The following is a 14,415-nucleotide window of genomic DNA, read 5'->3' on the forward strand; positions in this document are numbered from 1 at the left end:
GGCCTCAGACGTCGTCGATGACCTCGCCGACCGCGAAGTTCGACTTGACCTCGGTGACCTCTATCTTGACCCGGTCGCCGATTTCGGCCCCGGGAACGATGATGACGTAGCCGCGCTCGACGCGGGCGATGCCGTCGCCCTGCTTCCCGATGTCCTCGATTTCGACGTAGCGCGTCTCACCCGGTTCGACCGGCGGCTGTGGCTGGTCCGGCGGCGTCTCTGACACCGTCTCCTCGTCGGTCTCCGTCCCCTCGTCGGCGGCGATGAGCGCGACGCGGTAGGTGCCGCCCGACTCGACTGCGCCCGTCTCGACCTCTCGACGCGGGACCTCCACGACGTACCGGTCCCCCTCGTCGCGGATATCGGCACTGAACAGACACAGCAGTTGATCCGAGATTTCCAATGTGATAGACCTCCGTTCGGCCACAAAACGGGCCATTACTAAAGAACTGCCGGAGCGAGCGACCGCTGCCGGCCCGCTGGACTCGACGGGCGACCGTGGTGTTTCCCGCCTGTACCAACCGCCCGCCGCGTGGCCCAACTCGCGGCTGTATCCCCGCACCGGGCGGCCGAAAACCGCACGACGGCGAGCCGTTAACCGTCTGTACCAAATCCAATAAGGGTGTCTCGGCACTGCTAGTACCTGTACTAATGAGCGCCACCGCACAAGCCCCCGACAGCCCCCTCTCGGACAAGCAGCGACGGATTCTGGAGTATCTCCGTTCCAACGCCGACGACCAGACGTACTTCAAATCCCGGCTCATCGGCGACGAACTCGGACTCTCGGCGAAGGAAGTCGGGACGAACATGACGGCCATCGCCGACGGCGACCACGACGTGGCCGTCGAGAAGTGGGGGTACTCGTCTTCGACGACCTGGATGGTCGAGGCCTGAGCCCGCCGAACGAGCGGTACTGGAGCCCGTGCAGAGACGGTTCGGTGTCGTCGCTCACTTCTCCCGTCAGCTACAATCCCCTGAGATGTGCCCTTCTGTCGCGAGAACTGAGTGTACACATTCATAACAACTGGCGGCATAGTCGGACCCAGTAATGGGAGAGGCTGGGTCCCCGATTCGAGTGCTCCACGTCGACGACGACCTGCAGTACGCGGAGACGACGGCGGCGTTTCTCGAACGAGAGCGGGCCGCGTTCGATATCGAGACCGCGACGAGCGCGTCGGAGGGGCTGGCACGGCTCGACTCGGCGACGTTCGACTGCGTCGTCTCGGACTACGAGATGCCCGGCGAGAGCGGTATCGCGTTCCTCGAATCCGTCCGCGAGGAGTACCCGGACCTCCCGTTCATCCTGTACACGGGCCGGGGCAGCGAAGCGGTCGCCGGCGACGCCGTCTCCGCCGGCGTCACCGACTACCTGCAGAAGACGTCCGACACCAGTCACTACGCACTCCTGGCCAACCGCATCGCCAACGCCGTCCAGCAGTACCGGTCACAGCGCGCCCTCGAAGAGAGCACGGACCGGCTGTCGCTGTTTATCGAACAGTCGCCGCTGGGCTTTGTCGAGTACGACCCGGAGTTCGAAATCGTCCGGGTCAACGACACTCTCACAGAGATATTCGGCTACGCCGAGGACGAACTGCTCGGGGAGACGTGGGAGGTGTTCGTGAGTCCGGAGAGCTACGACGACGTCGACGCGGTCACCTCCGCCCTCAGCGAGGCCAGCGGCGGCTACCACAGCATCGACGAGAACGTCCGGAAGGACGGCGAGCGTATCATGGTCGAGTGGCACAACCGCCTCGTCACCGACGACACGGGCGACGTCGTCACTATCTTCTCGCACTGTCAGGAGGTCACCGAGCGCATCGAGCGCGAGCGGAACCTCGCGCAGCTGCAGGACTTCTTCGCCGAGGCGGAGGAACTTGGCGACCTCGGAGCCTGGGAGTTCGACGAGACCGGCGTCTCGACCTGGACGGAGGGGACCCGTCGCATCCACGAGGTCGGCGACGACTTCGACCCGACGGTCGAGGACGGGCTGTCGTTTTACCACCCCGAAGACAGGGAGCGGGTCGCGGACGCCGTCGAGGCGGCCCTCGAAGACGGCGACCCCTACGACGTACAGGCCAGGCTCATCACCGCCACCGGCGAGTGCCGATGGGTCCGGTCCCGCGGGAAGCGAATCGAGGACGCGGAGCACCGCACGGTCCGGGGGTTCATCCAGGACATCACCGAACAGATGGAGCGCGAACGCAGGCTCCGCCTCCAGAACGAGCGCCTCGAATCCTTCGCCAGCGTCGTCAGCCACGACCTCCAGGGGCCGCTGACGGTCGCGCAGGGCCACCTGGAACTGGCCCGCCAGGAGGAGACCGACGACCACCTCGACAGCGTCGACAGCGCCCACCAGCGGATGCAGACGCTCATCGACGACATCCTGACGCTCGCACGCGACGGCCGCGAGGCGACGACCACCGAGCCGGTCGACCTACACACCGCCGCGACCGCGTGTTGGCAGACCGTCGAAACCGGGGACGCGACCCTGGAGACCGACACCGAGAGCGTCGTCGTCGCGGACCCCCGACGGCTGCGTCGCCTGCTTGAGAACCTGTTCCGGAACAGCGTCGCACACGGGTCCCTCCCGTCGCAGGTGGACGAGAGCGTGGACCGCAGTTCCACGCCGCCCCAGTCAGACGCCGTCGTCGAGCGCGGCGACGGCGTGACGGTCACCGTCGGCGATCTCGACGACGGCAGCGGGTTCTACGTCGCCGACGACGGGCCAGGCGTCCCCGAGGACGAGCGGGACGCGGTGTTCGAAGCCGGCTACTCGACCGCATCCGACGGCACCGGCTTCGGCCTCGCAATCGTCGCCGACATCGCCGCCGTCCACGGGTGGGAGGTGAGCGTGACCGACAGCGAGTCGGGCGGGGCCAGGTTCGAGATAACGGGCGTCAGTACCGGTCCCTAGAAGCGGGCGTGGCGCCGACCGGTCACGAGCGTCACGGGTCGTACCGCAGTAGTGAGTCGGCCTCGCCGGCCAAGGCGGCGACGTCGTCACCGAACGAGTCGGCGTACCGGATGAGCAGCGTCAGCACGGTCTCTGGCTCGGTGACCGCGTACCCGTCCTCCCGGGAGAGGAGGCCGGCCGCCTCCAGGTCGGCGGCGTACTTGCTCACCGTCGGCCGCGAGACGTCCAGTTCGCTCGCCAGTTCCGAGGCCGTCACGTCCGGGTGTCGCAGGAGCGTGACCAGCATCCCGCGGGCGGTCGAGCGACGCAGGTAGCCAAGCGCCACCTGCTCGAACTCGGAGAACTGGCCGGCCGGGAAGTACCGCCGGTAGTCGCCGTCCTTCTGTGAGGCGACGACGCCCTCGGTCTCCAGCCGGTGGAGGTGGTGCTGGGCCTCGCCGGTCCCGAGTTTGAGGTCGTCACGGAGCTTCGAGAAGTGCGTTCCGGGGTGGGCCGAGACGTACCCGGCGATGGCGTCGGGCGCGTCACTCTCGCTCCCGTCGTCGGCGAACCGGGCGAAGGGGCTGGCGGCACCGAGGGCGGCGAAGCGACGGAGCGTCGCCCGCTTGTCCTCGTCTACGTCGCCCTCACGCGTCATTGCTACCGAAAAGGTGGGTCGGTAATAAAACGTCTTCGCCTGGCTATCAGGACTGACTGTCCTTGTCGACCTCGGAAGGCTGGGCCGTGTCGTCGGGGCCGCCGGCCACGTCCGTCTGTGACCCGCCCTCGAACTCGGCGTCCATCTCCTCGATGACGTCGTCGGCGTTGTCGACGCCGGAGTCCTCGCCGTGTTTTATCTTCTGGGCTTCCTCTTCCATGGCTTCGACGTCGACCTGCGCCTCCTCGTCTATCTGGCCGAGTATCTCCTCGATGTCGTCCAGACCGAGCATCTCGCGGGTCTCGTCGTCGAAGTCGAGCGCCTCCAGCGAGTGGCCGTTCTCCTTCACATCCGAGCCCTGGAGGTGCTTGCCGTAGCGGCCCACGAGCGACGTGAGTTCCTGCGGGAGGATGAACTTCGTCGACTCGCCCTGGCCGATTTCGGCCAGCGTCTCCATCCCCTTGTCGATGACGGCGCGCTCGCCCATCGACTCGGCGGATTTGGCGCGCAGGACCGTCGAGATGGCGTCACCCTGCGCCTCCAGAATCTGGCTCTGTTTCTCACCCTGGGCGCGGATGATGTTGGACTGCTTGTCACCTTCCGCCGTCTCGATGGCGGAGCGCCGCTCACCCTGGGCTTCCAGAATCATGGCGCGGCGTTTCCGCTCGGCGGAGGTCTGTTGCTCCATGGCCTGCTGGACGTCCTTCGAGGGGTTGACCTCGCGGACCTCGACGCTCTCGACGCGGACGCCCCACTCGTCGGTGGGTTCGTCCAGTTCCTTGCGGATGCGGGCGTTGATTTCGCCGCGCTTGTTGAGCGTGTCGTCCAGTTCCATGTCGCCCAGGACGGCGCGGAGGGTGGTCTGGGCGAGGTTGGAGACGGCGCGCTCGTAGTTGTCGACTTCGAGGAAGGCCTTCTTCGGGTCCATCACCTTGATGTAGACGACGGCGTCGGCGGTCACCGGCGAGTTGTCGCGGGTGATGGCCTCCTGTCGCGGCACGTCGAGCGTCTGGGTACGCATGTCGAACCGCGTCACGTCCGAGACGAAGGGGTAGATGAAGTGAATCCCCTGGTCGAGGACGCCGCGATAGGTGCCGAGGACCGTGTAGGCACCCTTCTGGTACGGGCGGATGATTACGACGCTCGAATAGACGAGCGCGATAGCCAACAGGAGGAAAATCACCGTGACGAAGCCGATGAGTCCTCCCAGACCTTGCAGCGGTGTCGCGGGGAACATGACAGTCAGAACTCCGGAGCGCGCAAGGAAAAGGCTTCGGTGTCCCTGTCACAAACTACCGAATCACACACCTACGCTCGCTCGGACTCTCGCTCCGGCTCGGCGTCCGCGTCGCTCCGGTCGCGTTCGAGCGCGCGGTCGATTTCGTCGCTCGTCGACGCGACCGCCTCGACTTTCAGGACGTTCCCGCCGCCGGGGTCGACGACGATGACCTCCGCCCCTTCTTCGATTGGGTCGCCCGTGCTCCGGGCCTGGTAGTACGGATTGAAACCGCCGTCCTCCAGTTTGACCTCGCCGTCGCTTCGGGTCACGCGCTCTGTCACGGTCCCGAACTGGCCCGTCAGCGAGTCGGAACTGAGCGTCTGGCCCCGGCCCGGCGCGGCGAAGTCGAGCTTCCGGTAGCCCCAGAGCGTGACCGCCGTCGTCGCCAGCACGACCACCGTGAGGATGAGCGGGGCGAGCAGGCCCAGACTCGCGGGGATGAACAGCCCGACCAGTCCCGCGGTCAGCAGGGCCACGCCGAGGACGAAAAAGTGTGTCCCGGGGGCGAGCGCTTCGCCCACGATGAGGCCCGCGCCGGCCAGGAACAGCAGGATGGAGAGCGACATACCTAACAGTGGTTCGGCCTGCAGTAGGGCAACCGCCGCCAGCGGGTTCACCATGCCCCGACTTAGTGTCGGAGCAGGATTAAGTGTCGGGGTCGGGCGCGGACGGGCTCACGCGTCGCTCGTCCGGACGAAAAAGCCGTACAGCGCCGCGGTTCCGAGCGCCACGGCCAGGACCACGCCGCCGAGCACGGACGGCGCGTACATCTCCGCCCCGAGGAACATCCGTCCGAGCGCGAGCACCGCGATACAGACCCCGAGCGCGACGAAGACCACGTTCTCCGGCTTCGGCGTGTCGGGGGTCACCTCCAGGTCCGGGGCGAACGAGCCGGCGACCGCGCCCTCCTCGTCGTCGGCCGCGTGCCCGTCCTCCTCGACCTGAATCACGTCGGCTTCCGTCGCCAGTTCGTACTCCTCGGTGAAGGTGTCGTCGTGAGCGGCCGTCCCGTCCCGAGCGGCCCCGTCGTCGTCCATACCCGCCGTACGGGGCGCGCCTACAAAAGCGCTGGCGACGCTACTTGATTCGCGTCCCCAGGGGGGCGTCCTCGTGGGTCGTCAGCAAATCGGCCTCGTCGCCGGCCGCGAGCACCATCCCGTTGGACTCGACGCCGAACAACTCGGCTTTCTCCATGTTCGCGAGCAGGATGACCCGCGTCCCGGGCAGGTCCTCGGCGTCGTGCAGTTGCCGGAGGCCGGCGACGACCTGCCGGACCTCGTGGCCGATGTCGACCTCCAGGCGTAGGAGCTTGTCCGCGCCCTCGACCGGCTCGGCGCTGCGAATCTCGCCGACGCGCATGTCGACGCCCTCGAAGTCCTCGAAACTGATGCGGTCCTCGACGAGGGGCTGGAGGTCGACGTCGCCGCTCGCTTCGTCCTCGTCGTCCTCGGCTTCGTCGTCGCTGGCCGCCTCAACGCGCTCCTGTAGCTCCTCGTTCAGCGCCTCGATGTGGTCGTCCTCGACCTGCTCGAACAGCTCCGCGGGCTCGCCGAACTCGGCCGGCGGCGCGTCGAGCGCGCTGTCGAGGGTCACGTCGGCGACCGACCCCTGCTCGCCCAGTTGGCCCCACAGGCGCTCGGCCTTGCCCGGCAGGACGGGCTGCATGAGCACCGCGACGGCCTTCGTCAGCTGGACGCAGTCGCGGATGACCTGCTCGGCCTCCTCGGGGTCGTCGTTGACGAGGTTCCACGGCTCGTTGCGCTGAATGTACTCGTTGCCGTAGTTCGAGAGTTCGATGGCGATTTCGGCGAGTTCGCGCACGTCGTACTCGCGGACGGCGGCCTCGAAGTCGTCGATGGCCTCCTCGATGCGTTCGCGCACGTCGTCGCTGACGGGCGCGTCGGGCGTGCCGTCGTAGTTGCGCTCGGCGAACAGCAGCGAGCGGTAGATGAAGTTCCCGACGTTGCCGACGAGTTCGCCGTTGACGCGCTCCTGGAAGCGGTCCCAGGAGAAGTCCACGTCCGTGTCAAGCTCTGCGCCGGTCGCGATGTAGTACCGGAACAGGTCGGGATGGAAGCCGGCGTCGAGGTACTCGTCGGCCCAGACCGCGCGGTTGCGCGAGGTCGAGAGGGCCTTGCCGTCGATGCCGACGAAGCCGGTCGCCAGGATGGCCCGGGGCTCGTTGTAGCCCGCGCCGCGCAGCATGGCGGGCCAGAAGACGGCGTGGTGCTGGATGATGTCGCGGCCGATGACGTGGATTATCTCGCCGTTGTCCTCGCTCCAGTCGTCGTCCCACGCGGGGCCGTGGCGCTCTTCGCCGCCGACAGTCCAGACGTCTTCCCAGTCGTACTCGTCGGTACCGACCCGCTCGGAGTACTGCCGGGTGGAGGCGACGTACTCGATGGGCGCGTCGACCCAGACGTACAGCACGAGGTCCTCCCCACCGTCGGCCTCGTCGGGATAGTCGACGCCCCAGTCCATGTCCCGCGTGATACAGAGGTCCTGAAGGTCGCCCTCTATCCACTCGCGGGGCTGGTTCTGAGCGTTGTCGGTCCCCTCCAGGCGGTCGAGGAAGCCCTGGAGGTACGACTGGAAGTCCGACAGTCGGAGGAACTTGTGCTCGCGCGTGCGGTACTCGGCGGGGTTGCCGGTCAGCGTCGAGACGGGGTCCTCTATCTCGCCGGGTTCGAGGTGGCGCTGACAGCCCTCGTCGCACTCGTCGCCGCGGGCCTGCTCGCCGCAGTAGGGACAGGTCCCCTCGACGTAGCGGTCGGGCAGGGGCTGGTCCTCCTCGGTGTCCCAGGCGACCTGGATCTCCTTCTCGTGGACGTGGTCGTTCTCGACCCACGAGCGGACGAACTCCTGGGTGAGTTCGACGTTAGTCGCGTCGTCGGTGTGGCCGTAGTTGTCGAACTCGATGTTGAACTGCGGGAACGTCTCGGCGTAGGTCTCGTGGAAGTTGAGGGCGAACTCGCGGGGCTCGACGCCCTCTTCGGCGGCGTTGACCGCCACCGGCGTGCCGTGCATGTCCGACCCGGAGACGAACGCCGTCTGCTGGCCGATGCGTCGCAGCGCGCGCGAGAGCGCGTCGCCGTCGACGTACGTCCGGAGGTGGCCGACGTGCAGGTCGCCGTTGGCGTACGGCAACCCACAGGTCACGACCGCCGGCTGGTCCGTCGGGAACTCGTCGTGGCTCATACCTGTTCGTGTGCCACCGACGGGTCAAAAGGGGGTTGGTTTCGCCGTGCCGGCCGCGCCGTCACAGCAGCGCGAGCGTGCCGCCGGCGAGCCCGAGCGTCACCAGCAGGCGGCCGGCGCTGCCGAAGAACGTCGCCGCGCCGAACCGGTAGTAGTCCCGCTCCAGGACCGTGAACGCGTAGATAGAGAGCGTATCGGGGAAGAAGGGGACACACAGCGCGAGCGCCAGGCCGACGTAGCCGTACTTCTGTGCCAGCTGGACGGTCTTTCGCTCGGACCACTCGATGAGGTTGAACCGCGAGCGCTGAATCCAGCGGATGAGCGGGCCGTACTCCTTCGCTTCCTGTCCGATGTGGAAGGCGACGAGACTCCCGAGGGCCTTCCCGGTCGCGCTGGCGAGGATAATCGCCGCCAGGTTCCCGTTCGTGGAGAGTCCGAGCCGCAGGGTCTCCGCCGGGACCAGCACGACCTCGCTCGGGAGCGGGAGGATGAACGCGATGAGAAACGAGTACACCGCGATGATTCCCAGTCCGGTCGGGCCGGTGGCCGTACAGACGGCCTCCTCGAGCGGCGTCAGGGGCGTGCCGGCGGTCGTGCAGTCGCCGATGAAGGCAACGAACGCCGATGTCGGTACTACCAGGTCCACGACCCTCTGTAGCAAACAGGCCCTTCTAAACCTTCGTATTACTGCTCGGGAGTTCTCAATATCGGTCCGTTCGAGACGCGGGCACGCCGTCTGTTATCCGGGCGAACACGGGCGAATCAATACCAGTCGAGGTCGGCCACGAACGACCGCAGCATCGACCGCGTCACGTGGGACACCACCTTTTTCTGCGTCGGGTGTCCTCGGCCGCGGAGCGGCCTGTGGGCACCACTCCTCGAAAAACGTGGGCGAAAACGAGCGACTGCTCGGGGACCCCCTCGCAGTCGGTGAATGCCCCTCGCTCCGCTCGGGGCGACATCTCCCATGCCTCGAGGGTGAGCTAATACCAGTCGAGGTCGGCCACGAACGACCGCAGCATCGACCGCGTCACGTGGGGCATACACACCACGCGCATCTCGCCCGCGCCGGTCTTCGAGACCCGCCACCCGCGCTCGCGGAGCTCGTCGGTCATCGGCATCGAGAGGTCCGCCGCGACCAGCGGGAGCTCCGGGCCGATGACCTCGTGGCCCCGGGCCGACAGCTGCTCGGCCAGCCAGTCGGCGTTGGCCATCGACGTCTCGTACTGCTGGCGGTAGCCCGCCGGCCACAGCGCCTCCATCGCCGCGACGGCCGAGGCGACGCCCGCGCCCGAGCGTGTCCCCGTCAGCGTCAGTTGGTCCGTCGATTCGAGATACGGCGTCTCGACGGCGAGTTCGTCCAGCAGCGTCCGGTCGCGGGCCAGCAGCCCGCCCGCGGGAACCGCCGCCTGGCCGACCTTGTGGGGGTCGATGGTCATCGTGTCCACGTCGGCGTGGCCGAAGTGCCAGTCGTGGTCGGTAAAGGGGAGGTAGAAGCCGCCCCAGGCGGCGTCGACGTGACAGAGTGCGTCGACGGTTTCGGCGAGGTCGGCGATGGCCGGAATCGGGTCGACGTAGCCGTACTCGGTCGAGCCGGCGACGCCGACCACACAGACCGTGTCCTCGTCCACGAGTTCCGCCATCGCCTCCACGTTGGCGCGGTAGTCGGTCGCCGGCGCGGTCCGCAGTTCCACGCCGAGCACGTCGGCGGCCTTGGTAAAGGAAAAGTGCGCGTGGACGGGCGCGACGACGTTCGGGTCGTCGGTGTCGGCGCGGTTCCGGGCGATGCGTACCGCCTGGAGGTTGGCCTCCGTCCCGCCCGAGGCGACGTAGCCCGCGGGCTCGGCCAGCCCGGTCAGTTCGCCGAGGTAGTCGACGGCCTCCCGTTCCAGGTCGGCGACCGTCTCGTAGGTCCCCGGGTCCCCTGGGTTCGTGGCGAGGAAGCGCTCGGCCGCCTCGCGCGCCGCGGGGTGGGGGACGGTACACATCGACGAGAGGACGCGGTCGAAATCCTGTGGCTCGGCCCGCTGGAGCATCTAACCTGCATATGGCGGGTGGCCGGTTTATGCGTTGTGCTCGGGGCTACCAGTTCGAGGGCCCGATTTTCTTCGTCGCCTTCGCGCGAAAGCCAGTGGGGCCGATGCGGGACTCGAAGACGGTCTGGCGCTCGGTGTCGAGCGCGCCGCCGAAGGAGCCGACCCGCATCGTCCGGTACGTCTCGAACCCCTTGTCGTTGGAGTAGAAGTAGACGCTGCCGTGCAACAGGCCGTGGATGAGTTCGTCCGAGCGGACCGCGGCCGCGGGCCGGTCGAGCTTCACGAACGCGACGGTCCCCCAGTTGACGACGGCCTCGCGCAGCCCCATCAGGAACGCCACCTCGCGGTTCTTCGGGAGGCCGAACTCCGTCGCCCGTTCGAGGTCGGTCAGCGAGTCGACGACGACGAGCGTGTCCGCGGCTTCGGTCACCTGCTCGCCCAGGGATTCGAGGAACTTCTCGAAGGTCTCGTCCGACGGTTCCGACGAGGGGTCCGGCTCCGCGCCGGGCTGTTCGATGTCGTCGGCCGAGCGCCGGGCGTCGAACAGCGCGTCCGGGACGGGGAGCAGTTCCATGTACCGCTGGGAGAAGTCCGCGACGGTCATGTGCTCCGTGAGCGCCTCGAACTGGTAGCCGTCGAGCACGGCGTCGAGTTCGCTGTAGACGTGTTCGCGGTCGTGTGAGAGCGTGATGTAGGTCACAGAGTCCGGAATCGTCTCGCTGCGCCGGGCGATGCCGTTCGGGACCATCTCCGGGCGGTGTTTCGCGAGCATCAGCGTCGCGAGGCTGGTGTAGGTGAAGGCGTCGCCGCCCGCGTCGGCCGCCCCGGCCAGCAGGACCGTGCTCCCGGTCGGAACCCCCCGAACCTGTCCGTCCAGTCCGGGGATGCCGAAGGGGATGTACGACACGCCGGAGCTGATACTCTTGGCTTCCGGCGTCGATTCGGGTGCCATACCGCAACGAGAGCAACGGCGCTGAAAAACTTGCTGGCTACGCTCAGCGGACCGATTCCAGCAGGAGGCGCTGCTCCACGCGCTTGACCTCGTGCTGGACGTCGCGGACGGCGTCGATGTTCGGCGAGATGGAGGTGACCCCCTCGTCGACGAGGAAGTTCACCATCTGTGGCTTCGAGGCCGCCTGTCCGCAGATGCTCGTCGACACGTCGTGCTCGCGGCAGGTCCCGATGACCTGGCTCATGAGCTCGAGGACGGCCGGGTGCAGTTCGTCGAAGCGGTCGGCGACGTTGCCGTTGTTGCGGTCGACGGCCAGCGTGTACTGGGTGAGGTCGTTCGTCCCGAAGGAGACGAAGTCGATGCCGGCCTCGCAGATTTCCTCGATGGACAGCGCGCTCGCCGGCGTCTCGACCATGACGCCCCAGTCGCGCTTCTCGGGGTCGATGCCGACCTCCTGCATCAGCGCCTTCGCCCGCAGGATGTCCTCGGCGTCGGTCACAAGCGGGAGCATCAGCTCGACGTTGTCGTAGCCGAGGTCGTACAGGCGCTCGAACGCGCGGAGTTCGAGCTTGAACTCGCCGGGCCGGTCCAGCGAGCGGCGGATGCCGCGATAGCCCAGCATCGGGTTGTGCTCGCTGGGCTCGTCCTCGCCGCCCTGGAGCTGTCGGAACTCGTCGGATGGCGCATCGAGGGTCCGGACCCGTACCGGCCGCGGGTAGAACGCCTCGGCGACCGAGCGGACGCCCTCGACGATTTCGTCGACGTAGGCGCGCTCGCCGTGGTCTTCGACGTAACGGGACGGCGTCTTGTCCGTCGAGAGAATCATGTGCTCGATGCGGAGCAGGCCGACGCCGTCGGCCCCCGTCGCGGCGGCCCGTTCGGCGGCCTCCGGGATAGAGACGTTGACCTTGACCTCCGTGCCGGTCATCGGCTTGACCGCCGAGTGCGCCTCGACCGGTGCGGCGTCGCCCTCGTCCTCGCTCGTCTCCGGGACTTTCGCCCCTTTCTCGACCGTTCCCTTGTCGCCGTCGAGCGTGACCGTCTCGCCGTCACGGAGCTTCTGTGTCGCGTCCTCGGCCCCGACGACGGCCGGCACGCCGAGTTCGCGCGAGACGATGGCGGCGTGGCTGGTCATCCCGCCCTCGTCGGTGATGATGCCGTTGGCGCGTTTCATCGCCGGCACCATGTCCGGCGTCGTCATCTCGGCGACGATGATGTCGCCGTCCTCGACCTTGTCGAGGTTGTCGAGCTTGTCGACGATGCGGACGACGCCGGTGACCCGGCCTGGCGCGGAGCCGATGCCGGACAGCCGGACCGAGTCCGACTGGCTCTCCATCGCTCCGCCGTCGGCGACGCCCGACTGGGCTCCCGGCGGCTGGCTCTCGGCCTCGGTGGCCGAGCCGGCGCTCCCCTCGGGGTCGTCGATGGTGGTGATGGGCCGGGACTGCAGCAGGTACACCTCGCCCTCGTAGACCGCCCACTCCACGTCCTGTGGGGTGTCGTAGTGGTCCTCGACGCGCTCGCCGACCTCCATGAGCCGGTGAATCTCCTCGTCGGAGAGGACCCGCTCCTTGCGCTTTTCCTCCGGGACGGACCGCTCTATCGTCTCGCCGTCCTCCCCGCGGACGCACATCACCTTCTTGTCGGCGACGGTCACCTCGTCGATGGTGCCCGTCTCGCGGTCGATGATGTAGTTGTCGGGCGAGACCGCGCCGGAGACGACCGCTTCGCCCAGTCCCCACGCGGCCTCGATGATGGCCGTCGGGCCGCCGGTCGAGGGGTGACTGGTGAACATGACGCCCGACTTCTCGGCGTCGACCATCTGCTGGACGACGACGGCGATGTCCACGGCGTCGTGAGCGAAGTCGTTCTCGTTGCGGTAGTAGATGGCTCGCTGGGTGAAAAGCGACGCCCAGCACTCCTTGACTCGCTGCAGGAGGTCCGCACGCGAGACGTTCAGGTACGTGTCCTGCTGGCCCGCGAAGGAGGCGTCCGGGAGGTCCTCCGCGGTCGCCGAGGACCGGACGGCCACGTCCTCGTCGCCCATCTCGTCGTAGGCGGCCAGCAGGTCCTCGCGGACCGACGGCGGTGTGTCCGTTTCCAGAATCAGCTCCTGGGCGCGCTCGGCCGCCTCGGCCAGCGCCTGCGAGTCGTCGCTGTCGACATCGACGGCCTCGAACAGCGGCTCGTCGATTCCAGTTGCTTCGATGAACGACCGATACGTGTCGGCGGTAACGACGAACGCCGACGGAACGGGCAGGCCCGCTCCGGTCAGTTCTCCGAGAGACGCCGCCTTGCCGCCGACCCGCGACAGGTCGTCGGCACCGATTTCATCGAGCCACAGTGTTGGCATGGACTCACTCGTATCATCTCCAACGACAAGTAAGGAAGTTCCGGTTGCAGCCGGCGGCGACGCGCCTCTTCACTCGATTTCGAGTGAATCAGGCAGTTACGCCGCCGGTCCCGCAGTCAGGCTTCGATAATGTCGTCGTCGTCGACGGCGGGGACGGTCACCGTTCCGTCCAGCGCGGTCACGCCGCGGCCGCCGACCCACACTTCGTCGCCGTCGGTGTCGACCGAGACGGTTCCGGGCCGGTCCCGGAAGTGGCCCCCCTCGACGACCACCTGCTCGATGGTGTCGTCGAGCGCCCCGTACCGGCGGACGAACGCGGCACAGGCCCCCGACGCCGCGGCGCTCACCGGCTCCTCGGTCCGGCTCCCCGCCCGGAACGCCCGGCCGTGGAGCGTCGACCGGCGCGTCGCGTCGCCGCCGACGGTGTCGAACGTGAACGGGTAGACGCCGGCCGCGTCGGTGCGGTCACAGAGGGCGGCGACGGCGGCCGCGTCCACGGCGAGGCCGCTCAGGTGCTCGAAGTAGTTGACCGGGACCATGAGCCACGGCTGGGCCACGCTGGCCGTCACCAGCGGCAGGTCCGCGCCCACGTCTTTGAGCGTGGCTTCGTCGAGCCCGAGCGCGTCCGCGACGTCGCTGTACGGGACGTCCACCTCGGCGATGTCGGCCCGGCCCTGTTCGACCCAGACCATCCCGTTCTCCTTGGTCTCGACGGTGACTTCGCCCCCGGCGGTGGCAACCGTCCACTCCGCGGCCCCGACCGTACCGCGCTCGTAGAGGGCCGCGTGCGCCCCGACGGTGGCCGCCGCCGCCTGCTCCAGTTCGCCGCTCGGCGAGAAACAGCGCAGTCGGCGGTCGGCGTCCGCCGCCGGGCGGACGAACGCCGTCTCGGTGGCCCCCAGCTCGCTGGCGATGGCCCGCATCTGGTCGTCGGCCAGGCCGCCGGCCTCGGGCACGACGCCGGTTGGCGTCCCGGCCGTCGGCTCCGCGGCGAACGCGTCAACGAGCAACGCCTGTCGCGTATCCATGGCACGGAGTTGTGCTGA

Annotated in this window: 13 protein-coding genes; 2 read left to right on the plus strand and 11 right to left on the minus strand. The window is 67.9% G+C overall.

Annotated features, from left to right (window positions below):
* Positions 1–4: 4 nt before the first annotated feature.
* Positions 5–403 carry a TRAM domain-containing protein gene (locus VI123_RS05135; protein ID WP_336336970.1) on the minus strand — a complete coding sequence of 133 codons (399 nt, stop codon included), beginning with the start codon at positions 401–403 and terminating at the stop codon, positions 5–7.
* Positions 404–651: 248 nt separating this feature from the next.
* Between VI123_RS05135 and VI123_RS05140 the strand changes: the two genes are divergently transcribed.
* Entirely contained in the window at positions 652–894 is a 243-nt protein-coding gene (locus VI123_RS05140; RefSeq protein ID WP_336336971.1) for a DUF7123 family protein, read from the plus strand.
* Positions 895–1,048: 154 nt separating this feature from the next.
* Complete coding sequence (locus VI123_RS05145) at positions 1,049–2,914, plus strand: PAS domain S-box protein (RefSeq protein ID WP_336336972.1); 1,866 nt, start codon at positions 1,049–1,051, stop codon at positions 2,912–2,914.
* A gap of 31 nt (positions 2,915–2,945) precedes the next feature.
* Here the strand turns inward: VI123_RS05145 and VI123_RS05150 are convergent, their stop codons facing one another.
* The 10 genes from VI123_RS05150 to VI123_RS05195 form a co-directional block, all read right to left on the minus strand.
* Complete coding sequence (locus VI123_RS05150; protein WP_336336973.1) at positions 2,946–3,551, minus strand: winged helix-turn-helix transcriptional regulator; 606 nt, start codon at positions 3,549–3,551, stop codon at positions 2,946–2,948.
* A gap of 46 nt (positions 3,552–3,597) precedes the next feature.
* Positions 3,598–4,788: an SPFH domain-containing protein gene (locus VI123_RS05155; protein ID WP_336336974.1), complete on the minus strand. Its 1,191-nt coding sequence runs from the start codon at positions 4,786–4,788 to the stop codon at positions 3,598–3,600.
* Between the two features lie 71 nt (positions 4,789–4,859).
* The gene (locus VI123_RS05160; protein ID WP_336336975.1) at positions 4,860–5,450 is read right to left on the minus strand and encodes an NfeD family protein; all 591 of its coding nucleotides are present in this window, start codon (positions 5,448–5,450) and stop codon (positions 4,860–4,862) included.
* Positions 5,451–5,504: 54 nt separating this feature from the next.
* Positions 5,505–5,867, minus strand: coding sequence for a DUF7312 domain-containing protein (locus tag VI123_RS05165; protein WP_336336976.1), 363 nt, complete (start codon positions 5,865–5,867; stop codon positions 5,505–5,507).
* A 40-nt stretch (positions 5,868–5,907) separates the two neighbouring features.
* Positions 5,908–8,028 (minus strand): methionine--tRNA ligase, encoded by a 2,121-nt coding sequence (gene metG, locus VI123_RS05170; protein ID WP_336336977.1) that lies wholly within the window; start codon positions 8,026–8,028, stop codon positions 5,908–5,910.
* 61 nt (positions 8,029–8,089) lie between these two features.
* Positions 8,090–8,674 carry a YqaA family protein gene (locus VI123_RS05175; protein ID WP_336336978.1) on the minus strand — a complete coding sequence of 195 codons (585 nt, stop codon included), beginning with the start codon at positions 8,672–8,674 and terminating at the stop codon, positions 8,090–8,092.
* A gap of 337 nt (positions 8,675–9,011) precedes the next feature.
* On the minus strand, positions 9,012–10,064 hold the full coding sequence (mfnA, locus tag VI123_RS05180; protein ID WP_336336979.1) for a tyrosine decarboxylase MfnA: 1,053 nt from the start codon (positions 10,062–10,064) through the stop codon (positions 9,012–9,014).
* Between the two features lie 46 nt (positions 10,065–10,110).
* Positions 10,111–11,016, minus strand: coding sequence for an RAD55 family ATPase (locus VI123_RS05185; RefSeq protein WP_336336980.1), 906 nt, complete (start codon positions 11,014–11,016; stop codon positions 10,111–10,113).
* Between the two features lie 43 nt (positions 11,017–11,059).
* The gene (ppsA, locus tag VI123_RS05190; RefSeq protein ID WP_336336981.1) at positions 11,060–13,369 is read right to left on the minus strand and encodes a phosphoenolpyruvate synthase; all 2,310 of its coding nucleotides are present in this window, start codon (positions 13,367–13,369) and stop codon (positions 11,060–11,062) included.
* A gap of 116 nt (positions 13,370–13,485) precedes the next feature.
* On the minus strand, positions 13,486–14,397 hold the full coding sequence (locus VI123_RS05195; RefSeq protein WP_336336982.1) for a PhzF family phenazine biosynthesis protein: 912 nt from the start codon (positions 14,395–14,397) through the stop codon (positions 13,486–13,488).
* Positions 14,398–14,415 lie beyond the last annotated feature (18 nt).

The sequence above is a fragment of the Haloarcula sp. DT43 genome (assembly GCF_037078405.1).
GTDB lineage: Archaea > Halobacteriota > Halobacteria > Halobacteriales > Haloarculaceae > Haloarcula > Haloarcula brevis.

What these genes read in the sequence shown, in the direction of transcription:
- mfnA (WP_336336979.1), bottom strand. Translation starts at nt 10,064, where the DNA reads ATGCTCCAGCGGGCCGAGCCACAGGATTTCGACCGCGTCCTCTCGTCG.
- VI123_RS05165 (WP_336336976.1), bottom strand. Translation starts at nt 5,867, where the DNA reads ATGGACGACGACGGGGCCGCTCGGGACGGGACGGCCGCTCACGACGAC.
- VI123_RS05150 (WP_336336973.1), bottom strand. Translation starts at nt 3,551, where the DNA reads ATGACGCGTGAGGGCGACGTAGACGAGGACAAGCGGGCGACGCTCCGT.
- VI123_RS05160 (WP_336336975.1), bottom strand. Translation starts at nt 5,450, where the DNA reads ATGGTGAACCCGCTGGCGGCGGTTGCCCTACTGCAGGCCGAACCACTG.
- metG (WP_336336977.1), bottom strand. Translation starts at nt 8,028, where the DNA reads ATGAGCCACGACGAGTTCCCGACGGACCAGCCGGCGGTCGTGACCTGT.
- VI123_RS05155 (WP_336336974.1), bottom strand. Translation starts at nt 4,788, where the DNA reads ATGTTCCCCGCGACACCGCTGCAAGGTCTGGGAGGACTCATCGGCTTC.
- VI123_RS05140 (WP_336336971.1), top strand. Translation starts at nt 652, where the DNA reads ATGAGCGCCACCGCACAAGCCCCCGACAGCCCCCTCTCGGACAAGCAG.
- VI123_RS05145 (WP_336336972.1), top strand. Translation starts at nt 1,049, where the DNA reads ATGGGAGAGGCTGGGTCCCCGATTCGAGTGCTCCACGTCGACGACGAC.
- VI123_RS05195 (WP_336336982.1), bottom strand. Translation starts at nt 14,397, where the DNA reads ATGGATACGCGACAGGCGTTGCTCGTTGACGCGTTCGCCGCGGAGCCG.
- VI123_RS05185 (WP_336336980.1), bottom strand. Translation starts at nt 11,016, where the DNA reads ATGGCACCCGAATCGACGCCGGAAGCCAAGAGTATCAGCTCCGGCGTG.
- ppsA (WP_336336981.1), bottom strand. Translation starts at nt 13,369, where the DNA reads ATGCCAACACTGTGGCTCGATGAAATCGGTGCCGACGACCTGTCGCGG.